At 33.2% G+C, this 24201-nt stretch carries 25 protein-coding genes; 10 read left to right on the top strand and 15 right to left on the bottom strand.

Annotated elements, in window-relative coordinates:
• Positions 1 to 127: 127 nt before the first annotated feature.
• The 3 genes from DFQ06_RS17470 to DFQ06_RS17460 form a co-directional block, all read right to left on the bottom strand.
• On the bottom strand, positions 128 to 481 hold the full coding sequence (locus DFQ06_RS17470; RefSeq protein ID WP_042499089.1) for a phage holin family protein: 354 nt from the start codon (positions 479 to 481) through the stop codon (positions 128 to 130).
• A gap of 18 nt (positions 482 to 499) precedes the next feature.
• Entirely contained in the window at positions 500 to 1273 is a 774-nt protein-coding gene (locus DFQ06_RS17465) for an alpha/beta fold hydrolase (protein ID WP_042499087.1), read from the bottom strand.
• Between the two features lie 84 nt (positions 1274 to 1357).
• Positions 1358 to 2071, bottom strand: a complete 714-nt coding sequence (locus tag DFQ06_RS17460; protein WP_042505236.1) for a pyridoxine 5'-phosphate synthase — start codon at positions 2069 to 2071, stop codon at positions 1358 to 1360.
• An 88-nt stretch (positions 2072 to 2159) separates the two neighbouring features.
• Between DFQ06_RS17460 and DFQ06_RS17455 the strand changes: the two genes are divergently transcribed.
• The 8 genes from DFQ06_RS17455 (at position 2160) to DFQ06_RS17420 (ending at position 11175) form a co-directional block, all read left to right on the top strand.
• Complete coding sequence (locus DFQ06_RS17455) at positions 2160 to 2819, top strand: CBS domain-containing protein (protein WP_042499084.1); 660 nt, start codon at positions 2160 to 2162, stop codon at positions 2817 to 2819.
• A 4-nt stretch (positions 2820 to 2823) separates the two neighbouring features.
• Positions 2824 to 3711, top strand: a complete 888-nt coding sequence (locus DFQ06_RS17450) for an NAD kinase (RefSeq protein WP_074938972.1) — start codon at positions 2824 to 2826, stop codon at positions 3709 to 3711.
• 308 nt (positions 3712 to 4019) lie between these two features.
• Complete coding sequence (locus DFQ06_RS17445) at positions 4020 to 5087, top strand: Rossmann-like fold-containing protein (RefSeq protein WP_133969153.1); 1068 nt, start codon at positions 4020 to 4022, stop codon at positions 5085 to 5087.
• A gap of 298 nt (positions 5088 to 5385) precedes the next feature.
• Positions 5386 to 6072, top strand: a complete 687-nt coding sequence (gene porG, locus DFQ06_RS17440) for a type IX secretion system protein PorG (protein WP_042499080.1) — start codon at positions 5386 to 5388, stop codon at positions 6070 to 6072.
• Between the two features lies 1 nt (position 6073).
• The gene (locus DFQ06_RS17435; protein ID WP_074938968.1) at positions 6074 to 6814 is read left to right on the top strand and encodes an isoprenyl transferase; all 741 of its coding nucleotides are present in this window, start codon (positions 6074 to 6076) and stop codon (positions 6812 to 6814) included.
• Positions 6747 to 9368: an outer membrane protein assembly factor BamA gene (bamA, locus tag DFQ06_RS17430; RefSeq protein WP_074938966.1), complete on the top strand. Its 2622-nt coding sequence runs from the start codon at positions 6747 to 6749 to the stop codon at positions 9366 to 9368. The genes DFQ06_RS17435 and bamA overlap by 68 nt, the downstream gene beginning before the upstream one ends.
• Positions 9369 to 9683: 315 nt before the next feature.
• Positions 9684 to 10637, top strand: a complete 954-nt coding sequence (locus tag DFQ06_RS17425) for an OmpH/Skp family outer membrane protein (protein ID WP_235833575.1) — start codon at positions 9684 to 9686, stop codon at positions 10635 to 10637.
• 31 nt (positions 10638 to 10668) lie between these two features.
• A complete protein-coding gene (locus DFQ06_RS17420) occupies positions 10669 to 11175 on the top strand; it encodes an OmpH/Skp family outer membrane protein (RefSeq protein WP_042499074.1) in 507 nt (168 codons plus the stop codon).
• Positions 11176 to 11266: 91 nt separating this feature from the next.
• Here DFQ06_RS17420 and DFQ06_RS17415 read toward each other — a convergent pair whose 3' ends face one another.
• From DFQ06_RS17415 to DFQ06_RS17395, 5 genes are all read right to left on the bottom strand, one after another.
• Entirely contained in the window at positions 11267 to 11608 is a 342-nt protein-coding gene (locus DFQ06_RS17415; protein ID WP_042505239.1) for a ribose-5-phosphate isomerase, read from the bottom strand.
• 117 nt (positions 11609 to 11725) lie between these two features.
• Positions 11726 to 12115, bottom strand: coding sequence for a heavy-metal-associated domain-containing protein (locus DFQ06_RS17410; protein ID WP_052416232.1), 390 nt, complete (start codon positions 12113 to 12115; stop codon positions 11726 to 11728).
• A gap of 25 nt (positions 12116 to 12140) precedes the next feature.
• On the bottom strand, positions 12141 to 14381 hold the full coding sequence (locus DFQ06_RS17405; protein WP_133969149.1) for a TonB-dependent receptor: 2241 nt from the start codon (positions 14379 to 14381) through the stop codon (positions 12141 to 12143).
• 36 nt (positions 14382 to 14417) lie between these two features.
• A complete protein-coding gene (locus DFQ06_RS17400) occupies positions 14418 to 15131 on the bottom strand; it encodes a heavy metal translocating P-type ATPase (RefSeq protein WP_133969147.1) in 714 nt (237 codons plus the stop codon).
• A 76-nt stretch (positions 15132 to 15207) separates the two neighbouring features.
• Positions 15208 to 15609 (bottom strand): HYC_CC_PP family protein, encoded by a 402-nt coding sequence (locus tag DFQ06_RS17395; protein ID WP_449500858.1) that lies wholly within the window; start codon positions 15607 to 15609, stop codon positions 15208 to 15210.
• Between the two features lie 137 nt (positions 15610 to 15746).
• Here DFQ06_RS17395 and rlmB point away from each other — a divergent pair, with 137 nt between their 5' ends.
• Positions 15747 to 16487: a 23S rRNA (guanosine(2251)-2'-O)-methyltransferase RlmB gene (gene rlmB, locus DFQ06_RS17390; protein WP_042505242.1), complete on the top strand. Its 741-nt coding sequence runs from the start codon at positions 15747 to 15749 to the stop codon at positions 16485 to 16487.
• A gap of 21 nt (positions 16488 to 16508) precedes the next feature.
• Here rlmB and DFQ06_RS17385 read toward each other — a convergent pair whose 3' ends face one another.
• Positions 16509 to 17243: a rhomboid family intramembrane serine protease gene (locus tag DFQ06_RS17385; RefSeq protein ID WP_133969143.1), complete on the bottom strand. Its 735-nt coding sequence runs from the start codon at positions 17241 to 17243 to the stop codon at positions 16509 to 16511.
• Positions 17244 to 17456: 213 nt separating this feature from the next.
• On the opposite strand from DFQ06_RS17385, the gene DFQ06_RS17380 reads away from it, so the two are divergent.
• Positions 17457 to 18734 carry a replication-associated recombination protein A gene (locus DFQ06_RS17380; protein ID WP_074938954.1) on the top strand — a complete coding sequence of 426 codons (1278 nt, stop codon included), beginning with the start codon at positions 17457 to 17459 and terminating at the stop codon, positions 18732 to 18734.
• A 90-nt stretch (positions 18735 to 18824) separates the two neighbouring features.
• On the opposite strand, the gene DFQ06_RS17375 is transcribed toward DFQ06_RS17380, so the two are convergent.
• From DFQ06_RS17375 to DFQ06_RS17350, 6 genes are read right to left on the bottom strand one after another with little or no spacing between them, the layout of a single operon-like run.
• The gene (locus tag DFQ06_RS17375) at positions 18825 to 19289 is read right to left on the bottom strand and encodes a hypothetical protein (RefSeq protein ID WP_133969141.1); all 465 of its coding nucleotides are present in this window, start codon (positions 19287 to 19289) and stop codon (positions 18825 to 18827) included.
• 44 nt (positions 19290 to 19333) lie between these two features.
• A complete protein-coding gene (locus tag DFQ06_RS17370; RefSeq protein WP_133969139.1) occupies positions 19334 to 20158 on the bottom strand; it encodes a hypothetical protein in 825 nt (274 codons plus the stop codon).
• The gene (locus DFQ06_RS17365; RefSeq protein ID WP_133969137.1) at positions 20155 to 21567 is read right to left on the bottom strand and encodes a DUF5723 family protein; all 1413 of its coding nucleotides are present in this window, start codon (positions 21565 to 21567) and stop codon (positions 20155 to 20157) included. The genes DFQ06_RS17370 and DFQ06_RS17365 overlap by 4 nt, the downstream gene beginning before the upstream one ends.
• Before the next feature lie 4 nt (positions 21568 to 21571).
• Positions 21572 to 22129 carry a hypothetical protein gene (locus tag DFQ06_RS17360; RefSeq protein WP_133969135.1) on the bottom strand — a complete coding sequence of 186 codons (558 nt, stop codon included), beginning with the start codon at positions 22127 to 22129 and terminating at the stop codon, positions 21572 to 21574.
• 46 nt (positions 22130 to 22175) lie between these two features.
• A complete protein-coding gene (locus DFQ06_RS17355) occupies positions 22176 to 22865 on the bottom strand; it encodes a YjjG family noncanonical pyrimidine nucleotidase (RefSeq protein WP_042505252.1) in 690 nt (229 codons plus the stop codon).
• Positions 22855 to 24159, bottom strand: a complete 1305-nt coding sequence (locus tag DFQ06_RS17350) for a polysaccharide deacetylase family protein (RefSeq protein WP_133969133.1) — start codon at positions 24157 to 24159, stop codon at positions 22855 to 22857. The genes DFQ06_RS17355 and DFQ06_RS17350 overlap by 11 nt, the downstream gene beginning before the upstream one ends.
• Positions 24160 to 24201: the final 42 nt, after the last annotated feature.

Genomic DNA, 24201 nt, shown 5'->3' with positions numbered 1-24201 from the left:
TTTTACATCCTAACAAAGTTTTTAATTTGCTGATTTTATGAGGTTTCCTTTACGGACACCACGCCAACACAAGCATTTTAATTCACTTCGCGTTTTCTTAACTTCAAATTGAATAATTCTTCTTTATTTATGAGCTCTTTTTATCGGTAGTAAAAAAGGATTGTAATATAGATTGAAGAATAGATAAAAGCACACTAAACAATATAGCCCACCAAATATTATCTACAGAAAAACCACTAATAAACTCATCGGCTAGAAGAATAATTAACCCATTAATTACTAACAAAAACAAGCCTAATGTAATAACTGTTACTGGCAAAGTAAAAATAACCAAAATAGGTTTAATTAATAAGTTTAAAATAGATAATACCAATGCTACTATTATTGCAGAAAGATAACCATCTACCTGAACTCCGGAAAGCACATTTGCTAATACAAATACAGCTATAGCGTTTACTAAAAGTTTAATTATTGTGTTCATAATGTTTTTATTTTAAGATTAAATAAAATTAAGTAGAGCCGCAAAAAAGTCTTTCGGGTTTTCTGCATGCAACCAATGCCCTGCGTTTGCAATAGTAACGATTTCAAAATCAGAAAAATGATTTTTAATAATAGCTTCATCACCAACACCTATATATTCCGAACGATCACCACGCATAAACAACGCAGGCTTATCGAAATTAGAATAACTTGGTAAAGCTTCACCAACTTCTGATACTTCTTCTTTTAAAACATCAAGATTTATTCTCAATGCTAATTTTCCTTTTTCAATCCAATACAAATTTTTCAATAAAAACTGTCGGGTGCCAATATCATCAACATAACCACTTAAAGCAGTATCAGCTTCTCCTCTTGTTTTTATAACATCAAAATTTAAAGCACTTAATCCTGCTAAAATCCCATCGTGATGTACTGGGTAAAAACGTGGAGATATATCGGCTACTATTAATTTAGAGACCAATTCGGGATATTCGCAAGCAAAAAGCATTGCGGTTTTACCACCCATAGAATGGCCAAGTAATGTAATATCTTTTAAGTTATGCGCTTCACAATATGTTTTCAAATCTTCAGCAAGCACTTCATAACTAAAATTAGCATCCCAAAAACTTCTACCGTGATTTCTTTGATCTACTAAATGCACCTCAAACCCTTGTTCAGAAAGATGTTTTCCGTGTGTTTTCCAGTTATCACTCATTCCTAGAAATCCATGAAGAATTACAAATGGTTTTCCTTCACCTAAAATATTTGAATGTAACAATCTTTTCTCTTCCATATACGTCTTAAATCCTTCTAAAGTACAAACAGCACCTCACTCCTATTTCTATATATTCTATTTTCTAAATCTAAACTCTATAATTTACTTCAATTTACGTAAATACATTTGTATTACATTCTCTACGCCTAAATATAAACTTTCTGCAATTAAAGCATGACCTATAGAAACTTCTAATAATCCCGGTACATTTTGCTTAAAAAACGCTGTATTATCTAAAGATAAATCGTGACCTGCGTTTATACCCAAACCTAAACTATTTGCCAATTCGGCACTTTCAATGTAAGGTTTTATTGCAGCCTCGTTACCCAAACCATATTGATGCGCAAAGGCCTCGGTATATAGTTCAATTCGATCTGCTCCGGTAGCTTTAGCACCTTCAATTTGTTTTAAAACAGGGTCGACAAAAATGGATGTTCTAATACCGTTATTCTGGAATTCCTTAATAACATCAACTAAAAAATCTTTGTGTTTTATAGTGTCCCAACCGGCATTACTTGTAATAGCATCTTCAGCATCCGGCACCAAAGTAACCTGTGTTGGTTTTACCTCTAAAACTAGTTTTAAAAACGATTCTACAGGGTTACCTTCAATATTATATTCAGTGTAAACTTCTGGTTTTAAATCGCGTGCATCTTGATATCTAATGTGTCGTTCATCTGGCCTGGGATGTATAGTAACACCTTCTGCCCCAAAACGTTGTACATCTTTTGCAAACCCAACAACATTAGGCACATCACCACCTCTAGAGTTTCTTAACGTGGCAATCTTATTTATATTAACACTTAACTTTGTCATAAATACATTTTAAAACACAAAAATACAAAGTAGAACAAGCATAATTGCTATTTTTTTGATTAATTTGCATACCTATTAAAAGGGCGTTATGAAACTTTCGGAATACATTATAAACGATATAAAACCACTACAGAACACTAGTAAAATTAGTGAACTACAATTACTGTTCAATCAGTTAACGTTTTCGCATATTCCAGTGTCTGATAAAAACGGAACATATTTAGGCAGTTTATCGGAAACCGATGCACATTGTTTTGATAGCACTAAACCTCTATCGGAATACCCATACGCCTTCGAAGATTTCTTTGTACGTCACGATACGCTTTGGCTCGATGTTTTAGAAGCATTTGCTAAAAACTCAACCAATATTATGCCCGTTTTAAGTGAGCAAAATAAATATCTTGGGTATTATGAACTTAACGATGTGATTAGCCTTTTTAACGAATCGCCTTTTTTCTCCGAAGTTGGAGGGGTGTTGGTTATTGAAAAAGGAGTGAATGATTACTCTTTTAGTGAAATTAGCCAAATTGTAGAATCTAACGATGGTAAACTACTTGGCGCATTTATATCTAAAATGAATAGCGACTTAGTACAAGTTACGCTTAAAATAGGGAACACAGGCCTAAACGAAATTATACAAACCTTCAGGCGTTACAGTTATAATATTATTTCTGGCCACGAAGAGGACAGCTATATTGAAAGCCTAAAAGAACGATCGGATTATTTAAACAAGTACTTAGATATATAATTTTATGAAAGTTGCAATTTTTGGACGTTTTTACAACAAAACAACTACCACCTCTGTAGAAACGCTTCTAAACTATTTACTCAAAAAAGAATTCGATGCCTATATTGAAACCGAATTCTCGAATCTTATAAAAAGTGAATCGCAAAACGAAAGCGACTATTCATCATTTAAAACCTTCGACAAACTCGATAACTCCTTCGATTTACTAGTAAGTATTGGTGGCGATGGTACAATTTTACGTGCCATAACCTATGTGAAAAATCTAGATATCCCAATAATTGGCATTAACACAGGTCGCCTTGGTTTTTTAGCAACCATACAAGTAAACCAGATAGAAAATGCCATGCAAAACATTATAGATGGCAATTATAAAATATCCGAACGCACTTTACTTTCTGTAGAAACATCGCCAGAAAACGACGATATATTATCTATGAATTTCGCTTTAAACGAAATTGCAGTAAGCAGAAAAAACACCACCTCAATGATAACCGTAGAAACTTATTTAGACGGCGAACTCCTAACCTCCTATTGGAGCGACGGCCTCATTGTATCGACACCAACTGGCTCAACAGGTTACTCATTAAGTTGCGGCGGACCAGTAATAACACCAGGAGCTAACAGTTTTGCATTAACACCAATAGCACCGCACAATTTAAGTGCACGCCCATTAATAATACCAGATTCTACCGAAATACAACTTAAAGTAAATGGTCGTGAAGAACAACACCTAGTCTCTCTAGATTCTAGAATTGCAACCTTAGATAATGGCACATTAATCACCATAAAAAAGGCCGATTTCAGAATAAAAATGATCGATTTACCTAGCGAAAGCTTCCTAGTAACCCTTAGAAAAAAACTACTTTGGGGCGAAGATAAACGTAATCAATAATTCACTTTTTGGGCGTTACCACAAGGGTCGGGCTTTCCGCTATATCTTTTATTGTGCACAATACACCTAGCCAAAAACTATAAAACAGTCTTAAACCATAAGGCGCGTCTTCATTTGCAAACATAAGGCGCGCACAAAAAAGGATGCCGCATCAATCCCTAACGCGGGTACTTGCAATGTTTTTAGATTTTCAGAATATTTACAACCACCTACACAATACCTTCAAAAAAAGAAAGAACTCAATTAATTTCAAATAGCAGTAATAGGCATTATGGTTTACCTACCTTATCGAAAAACCAAATCCGCCTATGCTTACCGATCTAAAAGTAAATAAACCCACACCTATTGCTTTTAGCAAAACATTAAAATCCTTTAAGCGAGATACCGACATCGCACTTACTATTGAAAACCTTGTAAAAGGAAAACCCATACTTATAAAAGATTTTTATAGCGATGGCATGGCGCTACTAAAAGACCTTCACACCCATCTAAACTTAAAACTACCAAACAAATCATTTATAGAACAGCAAGCCTATCGCTCGGAGTACTTTAAACTTTCAAATCTTATTTTATTAGAGGTTACAGACCAAAAACTATCGGCAAAAAAATCGCCTAGTATTGGCTGGTTAGAAAAATTTTATCCCGAAAACAACCACTTCTTTTTAACGTTTCCACAAATACAAGGTTTAAATAGTGCTTGGCAATGGTATAAAAACGGTGTTTCCATACCAGTACTTCGCAATAAAATGCATCCTTATTATGGAACGTATTTCCCAACACGTTTTGAGCATTTATCACTTTTCGATAACTGGCTAAAACACTACAGCGGAGCAAAAAAATCGGCAATAGATATTGGCATAGGTTGTGGCGTGCTATCTTTATTAATGGTACAACACGGTTTTCAAAAAGTATTTGCAACCGATATAAACCCAAATGCCATTTTTGCCCTAAGCGAGTTCATGGGCAACACCAAACTCTCTCGGAAAATAGAATTAGACTTCGGAAACTTATTTGGCAAATGGAAAAACCAAACCGAACTTATTATTTTCAACCCGCCTTGGTTACCAGAAACTCATAACATAAATAGTATAGATAATGCTATTTACTACAACAAAACCTTATTCCCAGATTTTTTTGAAGCGGCAAAACAAAGATTAGCACCTCAAGGAAAGCTCGTCCTTATATTTTCAAACTTAGCACAAATTACAAACGCATCACAAGAACACCCAATAGAAACAGAATTAGCTGATGGCAATAGATTTCAATTGGAAAAATGTTATAAAAAATCGGTAAAAAAGGCTTCATCTAAAACAAAAAGGGATCAATATTGGAGAAGCACTGAAGAAGTTGAACTATGGGTATTAACCAATATGTAACCATCCTTACTTCATTCAATGTAAAACAAAAATGAGCTTTCATTTATTAAAAACTAGAACATCTTAAAGTTAATTCAATTCAAAAACCCACTCATCTATTATCTTTTCAGAGCAATTAATGCCTCCTATTACATCGATGTAAAACTCTTGTCTTCTACTAAAACATAATAGCCAAAGCATAATTCTAATTATTCGTAAAACAATAATTTCAAATAAAAACAGTTTTAAACTCATACTGTTAACCTCAAATTGCAACAGTCCATTCTTATTTATTATATTTGCAAACTTTTAAACATCTATGAGATATTTAATCATATTGGCATTAAGCCTATTAAGCACCCAAATAAACCATGCTCAAATAAACGAAATTGGTGTATATGTAGGTGGCAGTAATTTAATTGGCGATGTTGGCGAAACTAACTTTATCGCCCCTAATAGTCCAGCCATTGGACTACTATACAAATGGAATAGAAGCACTAGACACTCGTATAGAATATCCTTAATATACGCCGACCTAAAAGCAGAAGACAGCGATTCTAAAGACCCACGCCGTATACAACGCGACTATTCTTTAGACTCTAACCTACTAGAAATAGCTGTTGGAATGGAGCTTACTTTTGTAGATTTTAATCTTCATTCAGGCGAAACAATTGGCACACCATACTTATATAGCGGTATTACGGCTACACAATTTAGCAACAATCATTTTGAAAATGGTCTGCAAATCCCTGAAGGCGGAAAAGATTGGACCGTTGGGATACCTATGGCTATTGGTTACAAAACAAACATTTTAGGCAATTTTATACTTGGGTTTGAAGTTGGAGCGCGCTACACCTTTACCGACAATATAGATGGTAACTTCCCGGAAAGTAGTGAAAACCAACAATACCAATTTGGAAATATTAATAATAACGATTGGTACACTTTTACAGGAATTACATTAACTTACACCTTCGGAATTAAACCCTGTTATTGTTACGATTAAAATGGACTTAAAAGAAAACATACAACTAGACAAATTACCTAAACACATTGCCATAATTATGGATGGCAACGGACGTTGGGCTAAACAACAAGGTATGCTTCGTGCTTTTGGGCACGAAAATGGCACTAAATCTGTAAGAACAACCGTAGAGGCTTGTGCAGAACTTGGTGTAGAGAACTTAACACTATATGCCTTTTCTACAGAAAACTGGAACCGCCCGAAACTAGAGGTTCAAACATTAATGAAGCTATTAGTTTCTGCTCTAAGGAAAGAAATAAAGACATTACAAGACAACAATATTAGGTTAATGGCTATTGGAAACTTAAGCACATTACCTAAAAAAGCATACAAAGAACTGCATGAGGTTATAGACAAAACCAAGGGCAACTCGCGCATGACGTTAACCTTGGCACTTAGCTACGGTTCTCGCGAAGAAATCATAAATACTGTTAAGGAGATTAGTATTAAAGTTAAAAATAATATAATTTCGCCCGAAAATATTGAAGAATCAATTATTAATGAGCATCTTTACACGCAAAATTTACCCGACGTAGATTTGCTAATAAGAACCAGTGGGGAGCAGCGTATAAGTAATTTCTTGCTTTGGCAAATTGCTTATGCAGAACTATATTTTACAAGTATACTTTGGCCCGATTTTACAAAGCAACATTTGTATGAAGCTATTATTGAATATCAAAAAAGAGAACGACGATTTGGGAAAACAAGTGAACAACTTAGTTAATTTACTAGCTTTTAAAACATACTCAAAGTGCTATTTAGCATTTTTACTTTTTGTAAGTTGTTTTAATATTCAGGCTCAAGATTTAGATTACAAAAACGGTAAAACTTATACTTTAGGACAAATTACCGTTTCCGGAAACACTAGCTTTAGTGAGCAAACTATTGTTGCTTACTCCGGTTTAAGCAAAGGAAAAGAAATAAAAATCCCTGGTGAAGACATTAGAGATGCCATTAAAAAACTTTGGAAATCCAATCTTTTTAGTGATATTGAAGTGTTTGTAACCAATATTGAAGGGGATGTTGCTACTCTAGAAATCCACTTATCCGATTTACCACAACTTAACGACCTTAAAATTAATGGCGTTAAAAATGGTAAAAAAGAAGGTATTATAGATGATAACAAACTTAAGAGAGGTGTAAAAGTTACCGAAAACCTTTTAACCACAACAAAAAACTACCTAACTAGTAAATACAAAAAGGATGGTTTTTTAAACACCAAAGTACATATTAACACCATTGATGTAAAAGATTCTATTCAAACAAGTAGAGTAAACATGGTACTTAATATCGATAAAGGTGAAAAAGTTAAAATCGACGATATTACCTTTAGTGGCGATTCTGTTTTAAGCGAAAAGCAGCTTAGAAAGAGTATGAAGAACACTAAAAAGAAAAACCCAATTCGTTTACTTAAGCGCTCTAAATTTATTGAAGCCGATTACAAAGAAGATTTAGTAAGCTTAATTGATACTTATAAAGAAAACGGTTATAGAGATGCTCGTGTATTATCAGATAGTATTATTGTAAATAATGACAAAACGATTTCTCTTAAAATTGATTTAGAAGAGGGTGAAAAATACACTTTTGGAGATATTACTTTTATCGGGAACACTGTTTATACCAACCAACAACTAAGCCGCTTATTACGTATTGATAAGGGCGATACTTACGATGGTGTTACATTAGCAAAGCGTATTGCAGATGATACAAAACCAGATGCTAACGATATTACCAACTTATACCAAAACAACGGGTATTTATTCTCAAATATTAATGCCGTAGAAGTTAGTGCCGATAACAATGTTATCGACATGGAAATTAGAATAACAGAAGGTAAACCAGCTTATTTTAATAGTGTATCTGTAGTTGGAAATGATAAAACAAACGATCACGTTGTATATCGTGAAATTCGTACACGTCCAGGCCAACTATATAGTAAAGCCAATGTAGTACGTACTGTTAGAGAACTTGGACAACTAGGTTTCTTTGATGCTCAAGAAATTACTCCAAACTTTAACAATCCTAATCCAAACGAAGGTACTATCGATATGGAATACGTGGTTAAAGAAACTGGATCTAGCCAAATTGAATTACAAGGTGGTTACGGTGGTGGTGGCTTTATTGGTACTTTAGGTTTATCATTCAATAACTTTTCTATTAAAGATATTTTCAAGAAAGATGCCTACAAACCAATACCAATGGGTGATGGTCAAAAACTAGCATTGCGTTTACAAGCCAGTCAATTTTACCAAACATATAGTTTCTCATTCTCTGAGCCATGGTTAGGCGGAAAACGTCCGGTACAATTCTCGACATCTTTATCGCATACTAAACAATTTTTATACGATTACACAAACTACGAAGCAGATAAAAGTAGAAGTTTCAATATTACAGGTATTACTTTTGGTTTAGCTAAACGTTTAACTGTGCCAGATGATTTCTTCGTATTATCTCAATCTGTATCTTACCAACGTTACGATTTAAATAATTACAACACTGGTTTATTTACCTTTGGAGATGGTTTTTCAAATAACTTATCTTACTCTATTGGTTTAAGTAGAAACAATACAAGTGTAGACCCTGTTTACCCTATAGAAGGGTCTAGCTTCTCTGTAACTGCAAAAGCATCTTTACCTTACTCTTTATTTAACGGAACAGATTACTCGGAGTTAAAAGAAGAATATGACGATTTAGATCTTACCGATACAGATGATTTTGAGAGAGCTGGAGAAATAGATCAAGAACGCTATAACTGGTTAGAATTTTATAAAGTAAACTTTAAAGGAACTTGGTATACACAAGTTGCTAAAGATTTAGTATTAAGACCTAATGTTGAATTCGGATTCTTAGGAGCCTACAACCAAGATCGTGGTGTAATTCCTTTCGAAAGATACTTTGTAGGTGGTGATGGTTTAGCTAATTATAGTTTAGATGGCCGTGAGGTTGTACAACTACGTGGTTACCCTAACCAATCCCTTTCTAGTGAAGATGGTGGTTCTATTTACAATAAATTCTCTTTAGAATTACGCTACCCAATTACCCTAGCGGCATCTGCTAAAATTTATGCTTTAGGTTTTGTAGAAGGTGGAGCATCATTTGATAACTTTAGAGATTACAACCCTTTCGATTTAAAACGTTCTGCAGGATTAGGTATCCGTATTTTTATGCCAGCATTTGGTTTATTAGGTATCGATTTTGGTCATGGATTTGATTCAATTGATAACAGCGGTGTTAAAAACGGATGGGAAACACACTTCATTATTGGTCAACAATTTTAACCTGTAAATTATTTTTGGCACGATATTTTCTATTAACACCATGATGATTTGAATATGAATTGAAATTTTTAAGATTAAATTTCGTTAATTTTGAAATGAGCAATTAAAAATTTTCCATAACAACGAAAATGTTTATTTTGCAAGTTCCAACAGGAACCATTAAAAATTAAGGAATTCAATCAGATAAAAAACAATTCATAGAACTGACAGCAACAAAATTAATCGTCTGTCGTTTTTAGAATTTATAAAACATAAATGATAAAAATATTTAAGCAGATGAAAAACAACGTTCTTTTTTTATTGACCCTAGTTTTTATGTTAACCCTATCGGTCCATGCGCAACGTGGTGTAAGCCTAGCCTACATTGATAGTGAATATATTTTAGAAAACGTACCAGAATATCAAGAAGCTACAGCCCAATTAAATCAAAAGGCTGATAAGTGGAAAAACGAAATTCAAGCGAAATTATTAACTGTTGAACAAAAAAGAAAAGACTTAAGTAACGAGAAGGCGCTTCTAACAGCAGAATTAATTAAAGAACGCGAAGAAGATATTACGTTTGAAGAAAATGAAATATTAGACTACCAACAAAAACGATTTGGACCTAATGGCGATTTGTTTATACAGAAAAGACAATTAATGCAGCCTGTTCAAGATCAAATATTTGCAGCTGTTCAAACTATTGTTGCTGCAAGAAAATATCAATTAGTATTAGATAAAGCTAATGGAGGTATGTTGTATGTCGCAAATTCTTTAGATATTAGCGACCAAGTTTTAAGAAGCATTACTAGAACATCAAAACGTACACAAGTACAATCTAAAGCGGAACGTAAAGCTGCCGAAAAAGAAGATATTGTTCCTGAGGTAAACTTAGAGCTAGAAGCCAGACAAAAAATATTAGAAGAAAAAAAGGCTGAAAGAGAAAGTGCGATTGAAACTGCAAGGCAAAAGAAGTTAGCTGCTCGAGAAGCTAAAGTAAAAGCTGCCGCAGATAAAAGACAAAAAATATTAGACGATCGTGAAAAAGCAAAACAAGAACGATCGGGAGCTGAAACAGAAACTAACGCTACAAAAGAAGAAACTGAAACGGCTTCAAAAAGTACAGCTACTAAAACAGAAGGCGAAACCAAAACAAGAGCTGAACTTATTGAAGAAAACAGATTAAAAAAATTAAAAGAACGCGAAGAACGCAAAAAAGCATTGGAGGCGAAAAGACAAAAAATATTAGAAGATCGCCAAAAAGCAAAAGACAGCTTAAACAAAAATTAATAATTTATAACACACAAATACTATTTACAAAATGAAACACTTTAAAACACTTTTATTAGCAACTGCATTATGTATTGGAACAATTAGTTTCACTCAAGCTCAAACTAAAGTTGCCCATATAAATACACAAGAATTAATTAAAGCTATGCCAGAGATGAAAACGGCACAAGCAGAATTAGAATCTTTAAGCAAAACATACCAAACGGATATGCAAGGTTCTGTTACAGAATTTCAAAATCTTCAAAAACAATACGAAGCTGAAGCTAAGAATAAAACTGATGAAGAGAACCAAAAGCGTATTTTAGAATTACAAGAAAAACAACAACGTTTACAACAATTTCAAGCAGATGCACAAAAAGATTTGCAAGCAAAAGAAATTGCATTGTTACAACCTATTACAGAAAAAGCTAAAGCAGCTATCTTAAAAGTATCAAGAGCTCAAGGTTTTGATTACGTTTTAGATTCAGGAGTTGGTGTAACTATTCTTGCTGATGGTAAAGATTTATTAAACGATGTAAAGAAAGATTTAGGTATCTAATTTCTTTTTAAAATCATACTAAAAAAACCTGTGAATTAAATTTCACAGGTTTTTTTGCTTTAAACTATAAGCTATTTTCTAAAACTACTTTCTAATTAAACCAAACGGCATAACCTTGGCGTCGTAATTCTAAAGATAAAATACGTTCCATTTTTAAGGCATCTGCCCTGCTCATTATTGGATCGATATGATTGTATAAACTAGGACGTAAATAAGCTCCGTACTTCTCTACAATATTAGCAGATAACTTATGCCCCTTCTTATTTCTGTAACCCGTTTTATGTTGTATAAATCGCTCTTTAGGAGTTTTACTCGTCACGCCCACATACACACATTGTAGCACGCCGTTAAATTGCGGATTAGCCGCTCTAAATTTCGCATTTTCTGTATAGACACGTTTTGATAATTCGATAACATAAATTCTATAAGGCATCATAAAAAAATTTACTTGTTAGTAGTATCCGCTCAAATTTCATTCAACTATAAAAACTAAAAAAGTCCACCCTAAATTTAAGGTGAACTTTTAAACAATTATTATAAGTTTAAATATTTAATGAGCATGTTCATCATGATCATTCTCTTCTTTTTCGCCTTTATGATCATCTATAACCTCATTATCTCTGTATCGGCAACATGGATGTACTGTATTATAAGCTTCCTCTGTTGCTTTTAGATCCATAGTGTCGTGGCCAACATTTAAAACACTAGATTTAATAGAATCTAAATTTGTTTTTCTTCCATCATAAATTAATTTCAATTCATGTGTTTTCACACTCCATACCGCTGATTTAACACCCTTTGTTCTAATGGCCGCCTTTTCTATTCTAGCTTTACACATCATGCAAACGCCATCTACTTCTATAGATGCTCTTTCGTTTTTACTCTGTGAAAATGATGTTGTTACGGCAAGTAACAAGGTAATAATTAATAGTTTTTTCATAATATATATTTTTAAGTTGTTAGCATTAAATAATTTTAAATCGTAATCCCATATAGTAATTAGAACCAAAAATTGGACCATAAACAAAAGTAGAATCAAAATTAGGTCCAAATGGATCATCTGCGCCCAAAATAGGATTGTCTTGTCTAACGTTTGTTATGTTTTCCCCACCTAAATATACTTCAAATTTAGGAGAAAACACATGGGTGATTTGCGCGTTTAGAGTTCCAACGGTTGGTGAGTATTCTGGTAATTGATATTGTAACGGATTTGCTGCTGTAGAAGAAAAACGTTGTTCACTTACCCAATTAAACGTAGTATCGAATCTCCAATGTGAATTATTCACACCTTGTTTAGCTGTTTCGTATGATGCATTTGCAAAAAATCTATTTTTAGGAACTAAAGCTTTCTCTAATTCTCCAGATTTATAATCAGTCTTAACATCATAATACTTATATGCTAAACGTAAATCAAAATGTTCAAACGCATTATAATTTAACTCCGCTTGAAAACTATTAGCAAAGCTTTTTCCTTCTAAATTATAAAAATTAATTTCTCGAGGATTTTCATAATCTACAACCACTTGGTTTTTGAAATCTGTTTTATAATAATCTAAAGTTACATCGGCTTTTCGACCAAACAAGTTAAACCCTTGAAGGTATGATAGTCCGTAATTCCATGCAATTTCTGGATCTAAACCATAAATATTTCCTCCGGAATTTAAAATATTTATACTTCTAGACGTCGCAAACATTTGCTGATTTTCAGTAAAAATATTAGCACTTCGTCTTCCACGACCAAAAGAGGCTCGAATAGCAGATTTCTCCCATGGAGTATAACGCGCATGCACTCGTGGCGTTACAAAATTGCCTAATAAGTTATGGTGATCTACCCGTAAGCCAGTAGTAACATTAAGCTTATCTAAATTATCGAAATTATATTCAAAAAAAGCACCAACAGAATGCTCTGCGCGCCCGTAGTCTGTTAAGTTTACCATCTCATCATAATCATCGTAAGTGTAACTCACACCTGTTTTCACTTTATGTCGAGAATCACTAATTATAGTATTATAGATGACATTAGCATATAAGCTATTATGTGTAATATCATATTGATTTAACCCAAAATAAGATTCCTGAACGTGATGACTAAAAGCCGTTTGTACACCAATACTTTGGTAAGGGATTTCAGGATTTACGTATCCCAATTTACTCGAAACTTCATAACGTTTCGTGTTTATTTCACTACCCCAAGCATTGGTTGTTAATTTGTCGGTTTGTGGATTAAAATCCAATTCACCCATTTGTTTTTCATCATTTAGAACTTTCAAATTAATAAAACTCATAAAACCATTTTCGGCATCGGTATACTGCCAGCGGTTCATAACATTAATCTGGTTATAAATTGGCATATCCAAAAAGTTATCGTTATTCACGTCGTGCTTTTGGTTATGCACATTACCGTGTAAGTAAAGCCCAGTACTCCATTTATCGTTCACTTTTGTATTTATATGGGTATTGAGTTCAAAACGTCCAGCAATGTTACCAAATAGATTTACAAACAACTTATTATCGGTTGTAGGCTTAACCAATTCTGCATTAATTTGCCCAGCAATACTCTCGTAACCATTAACTACAGAACCTGCGCCTTTGGTAATTTGAATACTTTCTACCCAAGTACCAGGAATAAAACTAAGCCCGAAAGCCTGAGATGCCCCACGAATAGAAGGGATATTTTCGGTAGCTATTAAAATATATGGACTTGTAAGTCCCAGCATTTTTATTTGTCTAGTTCCTGAAACAGCATCGGCAAAATTAACATCTATAGATGGATTAGTTTCAAAACTTTCAGATAGATTACAGCAAGCTGCCTTTAAAAGTTCATCGCTACTTACAGTAAACACGTTTTGTGCCTGCATATAAGATTTTGATGTCGCCTGTTTTCTAGAGGTTAATGTTACCTCATCTAAATCGCTAGTTGGGTTTAACCAATGCTTAATAGGCTTTAAAGAATTAACAGTAAGTGTATCGGTTTTAAAACCAACATAACTTATCACCAGTTTTTTATAACTCGTTTCGTATGGCAAACTAAATTTACCGTCAATATCGGTAACCGCACCAATAGAAGTATTAAGCCAATAAACGTTAGCACCTGCTAAGCCCATTGGTGTATTATTATCGTTAGCTTCCAAAATAGCACCTGTTAATTTCTCTTGAGAAAACAGAAATACAGGAAAGCATAACATGATATATATTATATTTTTCATATTTATTTTTATAAGAATTTCGAAAAGAGCAAAGCTTTAAGCCATCATAATTAACATGCTAATAGCCATAATAATCATGATAGTGTTTTCAATAAAAGTGGCTTTGGTCATGGGCAATTTTAAAGCCGTCCCCAAACACGCACATTGAATAGATTTTTTATCTAACAGTGTTTTTACAACACCAATTGTAGTTATGCCCAAAATCACCAAGGTTATTATTAATGCTATAGAAATTTCTATTCGCATTAAAAACATAACCCCTAAAACCACTTCAATAAATGGATATCCCCAACCGTAAGCAGGTATTGCCTTAGCTAACGGATCGTACATTTTAAAACTCTCCGGAAACCCTTTTAAATCAAGCAATTTAAAAAAGCTAAATACCACATAAAACAAGCCCATAAAATCGAGCATAAAACCCGTTGCACTCCATGGTGCTACGTTTAATAATACAGCAGCAATAGAAATGTAACCAAAAATTAAAAACAATGGAAATAACTGCTGTAACTCGGATTTTTCTGGAGCCATTACATTAGGATTATTCGCTTGGCTTTTGGTTATCGTGTATTTATCAGCTAATACTGCCTGAAAACCTTCTAAAGGAATATGCTTAGTCATTTCGATTTCAGCTTCCGAATCTTCGAGTGAAACCGTAGCCGTTTTAACCAACGGCATAGCATTAAGTTTATCTTCTACCGATGTACGGCAGCCGTTGCAGGTCATGCCTGCAACCTTATAGGTATGTATCATTTTTTGAAATATATTTGAGTAAAATTAGAACATGATGAGATTTACGCTTTCGCGGAAAAAACAATTATCTATTTTATCAAATAATAAACACTTGGTCTAGCACCAAAATATCGGCTACCAAATTGGGTGGAGAATAATCTTTGTGAGGAACAACTTGTTTTTCTAAACCTTCAAAAAGATTAATAAATGCATATGAAAATGCGGTAATAAATTGTTGATGAACAAAATCTAAATCGTCAAAAGAAGAAAATTTAAGTTCGCGTTGGCCTGTTACAACATTGACCTCATCTTTACAGCAGCTTTCTTTATGCTTTACTGTTCCTGTTTTCATACCACAATTTTGAGCTTCAGAAAACACAGAAACATCTATCAAAACATCACCACAAAAATGCTTTTCAATAGTAAAAAATACTGTTGAAAACAATACTAAACAACTCATTAGTATAGCAAAGCCTTTATGTAAAATTGTTTTTATCACGATGCAAAATTACAAAAAACTAAAGTTGAAATTACTATTTTCACTTTCTTTAACATTTACATTCGCTTTTTTATATTTTAAAAGAATGATTTATAAAACTCCTACTATTTAAGACGGCTTTTTTATACCTTTGCAGCATGCAAGAACAAACACAAATTTTTGGTATTAGAGCCATTATAGAAGCTATAAATGCTGGCGAAACTATTGATAAAGTATTCCTTCAAAAAGGATTGGATGGCGAATTATTTAATGAGTTAGAATCTTTATTGAGTAAAAAATCGGTTAACAAATCTTATGTTCCTGTAGAAAAACTAAATAGATTAACCAAAGGAAATCACCAAGGAGCAGTAGCGCAAATATCTCCAATAGAGTTTCATGATATGGAAGCTTTAATTACAGAGGTTATAGAATCTGGCAAAACACCATTATTCTTATTGCTAGATCAAATTAGTGATGTTCGTAATTTTGGAGCTATTATCCGTACTGCAGAATGCACAGGTGTTAATGGTATTATTATTCAGAAAAAAGGCGGTGCACCTGTAAATGGCGACACCATAAAAACGAGTGCTGGCGCTGTGTTTAAAATTCCTATTTGTAAAGTAGACCACATTAAAGATGCGGTATTTTACATGCAAGCATCGGATATTAAAGTAATTGCTGCTACCGAAAAAACAAACGATACTATTTACGATGTTTCTTTTGTTGAGCCTTGTGCCATTATTATGGGATCGGAAGGTAGAGGAATTAATCCATCGACTTTAAAGGTTGTAGATTCTAAAGCTAAATTACCTTTATTAGGTGAAATTGAATCTTTAAATGTTTCTGTAGCTTGTGGTGCTTTTTTATATGAAGCCGTAAGACAAAGAATGGTAAAGTAATTATTAGTTTATTTTATACTACTAATCTTTATTTTCTTTAAATATATACCTTATAGAGAGGGGCTCTAGCTCCTCCTCTATTTCGGGTTCTTCTTTGGTCTCTATAAAGTTTCCATTTTCGTCGAAATGCTGTAAAAACAAATCGTTTTCTTCGTTGTAATTTTCTTGTTCCCAAGCATATTTTTTAGGCTTAGCTATTTCTTTTCTAAAGAAAAGCGCAAAGACCAAGCCGGTAATTAAACCAGATAGATGCCCTTCCCAAGATATACCTTCTTCTATCGGAAATGTATACCAAATCATGCTTCCGTATAGAAAAATAACTAAAAGCGATAATGCAATAAGCCTATAATGTTTTGCAAAAACACCTTTAAAAAAAGTAAAACTTACTAGAACATAAATGAGTCCGCTTGCCCCAATATGGTAAGATGGTCTACCAATGCACCAAGTTAAAAATCCCGAAATTAAAATCCCAAATAAAATAACGCGCCAAGCTATTGGTCTATAAAAATAAAACAGCGCCGTGGAGAGTACAAATAACGGAATGGTGTTGTGATAGATATGCTCGATATTACCGTGCAAAAACGGACTAAAAACAACACCTCTTAGTCCTTTTAAGGTTTGTGGATAAACGCCGTACTTACTTAAATTGTATCCAAAACGTACTTCGAACCAAAATACGAGCCAAATGGTAAGCACGAAAAACACCGGATACGCAATGACTCCTGGTGAGAATTTAAAATGTTTGTGCTGTTTCATTGTGATGAATATAACAAATAGTTATCCAACTTTATAAAATGTGCTAAATTGGCAGATTGGCCCGCGTGAGGGATTGAACGGCTTGTTTGAGCTCCCGACCTTAGAAGGAGCGAGTAGTGAAAGCCCGACCCTTTTTGGGGCACGCCCAAAATAACTAAAAATTGGATGTTGAAGTATTCTAATTTGACAAGAATTTACTTTAATTTTACATTTATGAACGCACCTTTAGCAGAACGATTACGCCCAAGAACTTTAGAAGACTACGTGAGTCAGACGCATTTAGTGGGCAAAAATGGCGCACTTACGCAACATATAAAACAAGGATTAATTCCGTCGATGTTATTTTGGGGGCCTCCAGGCACCGGAAAAACTACATTGGCAAATATTATTGCATCGGAATCTGGACGACCTTTTTACACGCTTAGTGCTATAAATTCTGGAGTTAAAGATATTCGTGATGTTATTGATAAAGCCAAACAAAGCGGTGGATTGTTTACCACAAAGAACCCTATTTTATTTATTGATGAAATACATAGGTTTAGCAAATCGCAACAGGATTCGCTGTTACAAGCCGTTGAAAAAGGTTGGATTACACTAATTGGTGCGACTACAGAAAACCCAAGTTTTGAGGTAATACCTGCACTTTTATCCCGTTGCCAAGTTTATATTTTAAATGCTTTTGATAAGGTAGATTTAGAAACGTTGCTGAAACGTGCTATTGAAAATGACGAATTTCTATCTCAAAAAAAAATCACTTTAAAGGAAACGAATGCTTTATTGAGAATTTCGGGTGGTGATGGACGTAAATTATTAAACGTTTTTGAGTTACTGGTAAATAGCTTTGGTGAGGATAAAATTGTAATAACCGACGAGGCCGTTTTGGAACGTGTACAAAACAATACGGCTCGTTATGATAAAACAGGCGAACAGCATTACGATATTATTTCGGCGTTTATAAAATCTATTAGAGGTAGTGACCCAAATGGTGCGGTATACTGGTTGGCACGTATGATTGAAGGTGGTGAAGATGTTAAATTTATTGCTAGACGTTTGTTAATTTCGGCATCTGAAGATATTGGAAATGCGAACCCTACAGCATTAGTTATTGCAAACAACACCTTTCAGGCAGTGAGTACTATTGGGCATCCGGAATCTAGAATTATACTTAGCCAATGTGCTACTTATTTAGCGTGTTCTCCAAAAAGTAATGCTGCTTATATGGCTATTGGAAATGCGCAGCAATTGGTAAAGCAAACTGGTGATTTAGGCGTACCGATAGAGCTTAGAAATGCACCGACCAAACTTATGAAAGAACTTGGTTATGGTGACAACTACAAATACGCACACAACTACAAAAACAATTTTGCTGAGCAAGAGTTTCTTCCTAAGGAAATTGAAAACACAAAGCTTTATGAGCCTGGAAATAATGCTCGAGAAAATGCGCATCGCGACTTTTTGAAACAGCGCTGGAAGGATAAATACGGTTATTAAAAAAACGGCTTTAAACAAAAAAATCCTGCCAGACTATAAAAGTCCAACAGGATTGTATATTACCAGTAAAACTTACTTATTTCTTTTCGGCTAAGCCACGTTAAATTCAACCTCACAAAAACAAGACTTTTTGCCTCGAAGTTTTACAAAATTTTGGGGTATTCCCATTAAAGTTATTGGAAGAATTAGGCGTGTAGATGATAGTATACCTCTAGTTCTATAAGGGATCATGGCAGAATTTTTTTTAAATGTTTTTTTGATGTCTTTAGTTATTTTCTTGTTATCAGAATTTGATTCTAGTTTAGCGATCTTCCCCTTTATATCGATAGCAATAGCGACTTTAACACGATGCGTTCCCTCCAGTCCTAGCTTAACAGCAATCTCAGGATCAACGTGTTTACCGATAAACTCATAAATTTTTCTATTTGCACACTCCCGTCGCTTATAACGTGCCTCCATTTTTTCACAACCATAAAATATAACTTTAAATGATATTATTAAATAAAAAAAGAGCAATAATATTTTATAAAATATTATTGCTCTTTTAATTTTCACCGGTTAATACTGAACAGGTATTAAATATAAATATACCAGATTTTTTAAAACTTAATATTTAAAACTTCTAGTTTTAATGCACCATTTTCATGGTGCTCAATAAACCATTTATTATCTTTCTTGAAAATGATAGCCGATTTGTTTTCAACTAAAAACACATCGCTTAATTGCGTATTATGCATACGATAAAGCACTTTTGGAGAACTATCTACTAATTGAAACCCGTTTTTAATAGCTTGCGCATATAATACACCTGTATTAACCGATTCCGTTATAGTTACTGGATTATTTACAGGAGCAATACGCTCTTCTACAACCTCAACAGCCTTTTCTTCTTTAAGCGATTTAATTTCTTCCTTTAATTTATCTATTTCACTCGATGCATTTGATGTTGCTGTAACCTCTGGAGCCGAAGCTACTACACTGCCAGCCTTAGGTTCGTACTTATATCCTAAATTCTCAAAAGAAGCAAAAGCAGCACGCGTAGCTTCCACGTAAGATTTTTGATATTCTTTTTCACGACTCTCGCCAATTCCAGACGTGTAAATTAATCTATCATTACAATCTGTAAGTTCTACTTTCAACTTTGTTTTAAACATGCCTGGCTCTTTTAAAACATCGGCATCTAGAGCTAAGCATCTATTTCTCGATAAATCTTCTGGGTATGATTCCCCTTCAATTAAGGCAATAAACCCATATTTATTCAGTAAAAATTTAGACAAATCATTCAATTGATATTGATTAGCCGATTTTAAAAAATCGAACTTTTTAGAAACGATAACGTATTTATATTTGTTTAATTCAGTTTGAGAGAATGCACTTGTTATAAATAAACAAGCAAAAATTGTTGTTAAAAATCTAGTTTTCATTTCTTATTAAATATATAATTAAATCCTAATTGTAAAGATACACTTTGCGCATCATATACATTTTTATATTGCAATAAATTATCAGCCATAACATAAAAGTTAGCACCCCAAATATGAGCCGACATACCAAGTCCTAAGTTATTAAAGGAATATGAATCTATGGTATATGCCGCTTTTAAACGCAAGCCGTTAAACACATGCCGGTAATAATAAGCCGTTAACGCCATTTGAGGTCGTTTTGGCCTACTAATACCATATAACTGTAACCCAACTGCGTTTAAGTAGTCGCTATCGTCTACAGCACAATTACAATATTGACTTTGTTTTTTTCCAAAGGCATAATTAAGCGACGCGTTAAACTTTACAGGTCTCCATTTGGTATATTTTGTAGCGGTAGTATCTACGGTAAAAATATCTTCAAAATCTTCTTCAATCTCACTCCAATAATCATCAGCAGTTTGTCCGTCATCAGCAGGAGAAAAAAGCGGATTTACGCCGTTGTATGTATACTGACCATTAATAGCATAATTTTCCACATCTTTTGTATGGCTAATAAAACCTACATCTAGCAAACTAGCGTCGAAACTCCATTGATCGGTTAATTGATAAGTAAAACCAAAATCGACTCCTAAGCCAAGATTACCTCCAAACAGAACACGTTTTTTTAAGACATCTACATCGTTCGATACATCTGAATTTTCATCATCAATTAAACTAGCAATCCCAGAAGTTTGAAGTGCCAAATCTAAATCAAAAATATGATTGTAAACATTATTTTCTCCAGGAACAGTTACAAAGCTTCCTTTGTTTTTAGTTGAACTTACATTCGCTATACTCGAGTAAATTTTTCCTCTAACACCAAATGTAAATTTATCATCAACCTTTTTATTGTATCCAATATGAAGCACTGAAACCACATCTGCGAACAAACTTAAGTCACTAGCATCAAAAAATCGATTAATATTACTTTGATTTCCTTCGAGAGCTAAAACAGCGAAATCTTTTGGAAAAAAAAGTAAAAAATCTAATTCTTGATACATTCCAAAACTGATGTATTTATTTTTATTAAAACTACTACCGAAAGCGAAACCTCCAGAAAAAATTTCTAATTGTTGATTAAAACCATAAAAATCGGTGGGTTCCATACTGTTTACAGCATTTCTAAGCTTAACATTAAAATCGACATCATTATCTGCAAAAACATCGTAAACTGTACTTCCTGAAATACCAACATTAACATGAAAATGTGATAACAACGGAATACCTACATACCAATCGTTTTTTATTTTACCACCAGGGTTTTGCATTAATGATTGCGGAATCTCAGAAAACCCATAAAGCAATTGCTTGTTTTGAGAAAACGAGAACAAACACAATTGTAATGTAAACACCAAAAATAGTTTCCGCATACCTCTATTTATTTAAATTGATGTAAAATACAGCATACGATTTGTATTGAATTCTACCTACCGTATCCTCATCTAGAGGAGCGCCAGGTAAAAGACGCATTGTAAAAACTATAGTTACTGTACGTTTTAATGCGGAAAGTGAATTCCCCTCAAAAACTTCTGTATAGGTTGTTACTGTATCAGTATTATCAGGAGCTGCATCTTCTCTTACAGTTAGGCTGTGTTGTAAATTACCGGCTTGATCTAAAAAATCTACTTGCAGCTCAAAAGTTCTATTGATTGTATTTTGAGTTTCGAAAACAAACTCAGCTTTTTCAACATTATCGACAACAAATTCATCGTTAAAAAAAGCAACAGAAATAAAATCTTGAATACTTAAAATTGTGCTACCATTATCAACAAAACGACTTGCAGGTTCATCAAAATAAACAAGACTGGCTTCCAAAGCAGGAGTTAATATAATATCGTCTGCCTGATCGAAATCTATAGCTTCCGTACAAGACATTACCATAAACCCAATACAGAGTAGTAAACTTATTTTAAATTTTATACTTTTTATCATATCAGTTTACAAACGAATTTAAAACACTACTTAGTATGTAGTGCTCTTATAAATAATGCCTTAAGCTCAATAGGTTGTCTACCTGTTTTGTATCATCATCTAAAGTTATATTATTAATATCAAAGAAAATAACATCCATACCTATGTTTTTTGCCCCAAGAATATCAGCTTCAAAGCTATCACCAATCATAATACTCGTTTCAGGTTTTGTATTGGCTAAATCTAAGGCGTAATTAAAAATTTTTGGGTTTGGCTTTTTAACTCCAACCATTTCCGAATTTGTAACGGTATTAAAATAATGCAAAATATTCGATTTTGCCATTTTTTTATGCTGAACTTCATCAAAACCATTAGTTATAATATGTAAACTGTAGTTTTCATTTAAATAATCAAGAATTTCGAAAGTGTTATCAAACAAATGATTAAAGCTAGAAAGGTGTTCAATATAATCATCGGATAACTTATCTATCACCTCACGATTAACCTCAACTTCTAAGGCTAAAAAAGCATCATTCAATCTGCCAAAACGCAAGGTTTCTTTAGATACTTTATCTTCTCTATACAGCTTCCAATAATTTAAATTTATAGGAAGGTATATATCTAAGAATTTATTTATTTCAACTTCTATTTTATTTATTTCGAATATTTTTTCGAACGTTAATGCCGAGTTTTTATCAAAATCCCAAAGTGTATGGTCTAAATCGAAAAAGACATCGGTTATATTTTTAATCTTCATTATTTCCTGATTCTAAGATAATATTAAACAAGTCTTTAAAGCCTGACCATCTATCGCTATAACTTAATGTATAGTTATGAAAAACGGAGACAAACTGACCGTTAACTTGTTTTACTTCATTTATAATATTGTTTAAAACACGCTTTTTATCTAATAGTGATTTATGCTTTAATAAAGCGAAGTCCATAACATGATACGGACAAATTTTAAGTGGTGTTTGTATTTCGTAATCTAAATCGTAAAATAAAAATGGTGTACACGAACCAGCTCTAAAACCAATTTCGTTTACATACCCCATGGTATAATCTTCCTTTATGTTTAACTCTATTAAATTCCGGTAAGTTTCTGGTAAATTTAATTTTGAAAACGATTGACGAGAAGCTCTCAATGGTTTATTGATAATGTCTTCAATTTTTGTTTTTTCTTTCTTTAAAACATCAGCATCATCAATAGCGAAATAAGATATTTTTAAGCCCACATTACTATAATCTCCAACATGCTTTATAAGTGATATAAACGATTTATTATTCACATTCGCTCCTTTATCGTAAGTAGAATACTCCCCTAATAAAAAGAAAAAACTGAATCTAAATTTAGATTGTTTTTGCTTATTGATAACATACTTGAATGTATCATAAGGGTCGTGACTAAAATGCATGAGTACCATAAACCGTGTATAGAGACTTTTAAATTTAAATCTAAAAACATCTTTTAATGTACCACCAATGGTGCGCATAATACCGCTTAATTTGTAACGGTACGGATTTGGTACATCTATAATAGGTTTTATACTGTAAGTCTTTGTTGGAAACTCAAAATCGGGAAATTGCTTATGTAAAGCTTCTTTAAATTTATAAGCCCAAATATCTACGACTGGCTGATGTAAAAATTTATGCTTATAAGCAATACTTTCTGATGCCGTAAACCTACCAAACTCATCTTTTACATGAGGCAAGTACTCCTCATATCTCGACAATAAATAAAAAGATGCTGCAAAAATATCAAAAGGAATAGCGCTTTTATCTCCGTTGAAAAAAAAGCATTTGCTATGGCCCCAATCCATAATATTAATTTCAATATCATTTAAACCTTGCTCGAATAGCAAATCGTTACTTTTTACAAAAAACTCATTTCCTAACGCCTGTTTAGTATACGACATTTTAATACTATCGTGGGCAATAAACTTCTCAACCTTTGTAGTAAATGTAACATCTATGCCTAATACACGCGTACAAATATGTTTAAAAACATAATTTAATCTTGGTGATATTTTATGAGTATATACTAATAACATAACTTTTTTTGAATCCTAAATATTTAAAAATCGGTTCTAATT

The sequence above is a fragment of the Algibacter lectus genome (assembly GCF_004368925.1).
Classification (GTDB): domain Bacteria; phylum Bacteroidota; class Bacteroidia; order Flavobacteriales; family Flavobacteriaceae; genus Algibacter; species Algibacter lectus.
Note: the sequence above shows the minus strand (reverse complement) of the source record. Positions and strands in the feature narration are given on the sequence as shown.

Excerpts from the sequence above, each read along its gene's own strand:
- rlmB (WP_042505242.1), top strand. The coding sequence starts at position 15,747 with ATGCAAGAACAAACACAAATTTTTGGTATTAGAGCCATTATAGAAGCT.
- DFQ06_RS17370 (WP_133969139.1), bottom strand. The coding sequence starts at position 20,158 with ATGAAAACTAGATTTTTAACAACAATTTTTGCTTGTTTATTTATAACA.
- DFQ06_RS17380 (WP_074938954.1), top strand. The coding sequence starts at position 17,457 with ATGAACGCACCTTTAGCAGAACGATTACGCCCAAGAACTTTAGAAGAC.
- DFQ06_RS17355 (WP_042505252.1), bottom strand. The coding sequence starts at position 22,865 with ATGAAGATTAAAAATATAACCGATGTCTTTTTCGATTTAGACCATACA.
- porG (WP_042499080.1), top strand. The coding sequence starts at position 5,386 with ATGAGATATTTAATCATATTGGCATTAAGCCTATTAAGCACCCAAATA.
- DFQ06_RS17435 (WP_074938968.1), top strand. The coding sequence starts at position 6,074 with ATGGACTTAAAAGAAAACATACAACTAGACAAATTACCTAAACACATT.
- DFQ06_RS17455 (WP_042499084.1), top strand. The coding sequence starts at position 2,160 with ATGAAACTTTCGGAATACATTATAAACGATATAAAACCACTACAGAAC.
- DFQ06_RS17410 (WP_052416232.1), bottom strand. The coding sequence starts at position 12,115 with ATGAAAAAACTATTAATTATTACCTTGTTACTTGCCGTAACAACATCA.
- DFQ06_RS17385 (WP_133969143.1), bottom strand. The coding sequence starts at position 17,243 with ATGAAACAGCACAAACATTTTAAATTCTCACCAGGAGTCATTGCGTAT.
- DFQ06_RS17470 (WP_042499089.1), bottom strand. The coding sequence starts at position 481 with ATGAACACAATAATTAAACTTTTAGTAAACGCTATAGCTGTATTTGTA.
- DFQ06_RS17460 (WP_042505236.1), bottom strand. The coding sequence starts at position 2,071 with ATGACAAAGTTAAGTGTTAATATAAATAAGATTGCCACGTTAAGAAAC.
- DFQ06_RS17450 (WP_074938972.1), top strand. The coding sequence starts at position 2,824 with ATGAAAGTTGCAATTTTTGGACGTTTTTACAACAAAACAACTACCACC.
- bamA (WP_074938966.1), top strand. The coding sequence starts at position 6,747 with ATGAAGCTATTATTGAATATCAAAAAAGAGAACGACGATTTGGGAAAA.
- DFQ06_RS17425 (WP_235833575.1), top strand. The coding sequence starts at position 9,684 with ATGTTAACCCTATCGGTCCATGCGCAACGTGGTGTAAGCCTAGCCTAC.
- DFQ06_RS17400 (WP_133969147.1), bottom strand. The coding sequence starts at position 15,131 with ATGATACATACCTATAAGGTTGCAGGCATGACCTGCAACGGCTGCCGT.
- DFQ06_RS17360 (WP_133969135.1), bottom strand. The coding sequence starts at position 22,129 with ATGATAAAAAGTATAAAATTTAAAATAAGTTTACTACTCTGTATTGGG.
- DFQ06_RS17445 (WP_133969153.1), top strand. The coding sequence starts at position 4,020 with ATGCTTACCGATCTAAAAGTAAATAAACCCACACCTATTGCTTTTAGC.
- DFQ06_RS17350 (WP_133969133.1), bottom strand. The coding sequence starts at position 24,159 with ATGTTATTAGTATATACTCATAAAATATCACCAAGATTAAATTATGTT.
- DFQ06_RS17405 (WP_133969149.1), bottom strand. The coding sequence starts at position 14,381 with ATGAAAAATATAATATATATCATGTTATGCTTTCCTGTATTTCTGTTT.
- DFQ06_RS17420 (WP_042499074.1), top strand. The coding sequence starts at position 10,669 with ATGAAACACTTTAAAACACTTTTATTAGCAACTGCATTATGTATTGGA.
- DFQ06_RS17415 (WP_042505239.1), bottom strand. The coding sequence starts at position 11,608 with ATGCCTTATAGAATTTATGTTATCGAATTATCAAAACGTGTCTATACA.
- DFQ06_RS17465 (WP_042499087.1), bottom strand. The coding sequence starts at position 1,273 with ATGGAAGAGAAAAGATTGTTACATTCAAATATTTTAGGTGAAGGAAAA.
- DFQ06_RS17365 (WP_133969137.1), bottom strand. The coding sequence starts at position 21,567 with ATGCGGAAACTATTTTTGGTGTTTACATTACAATTGTGTTTGTTCTCG.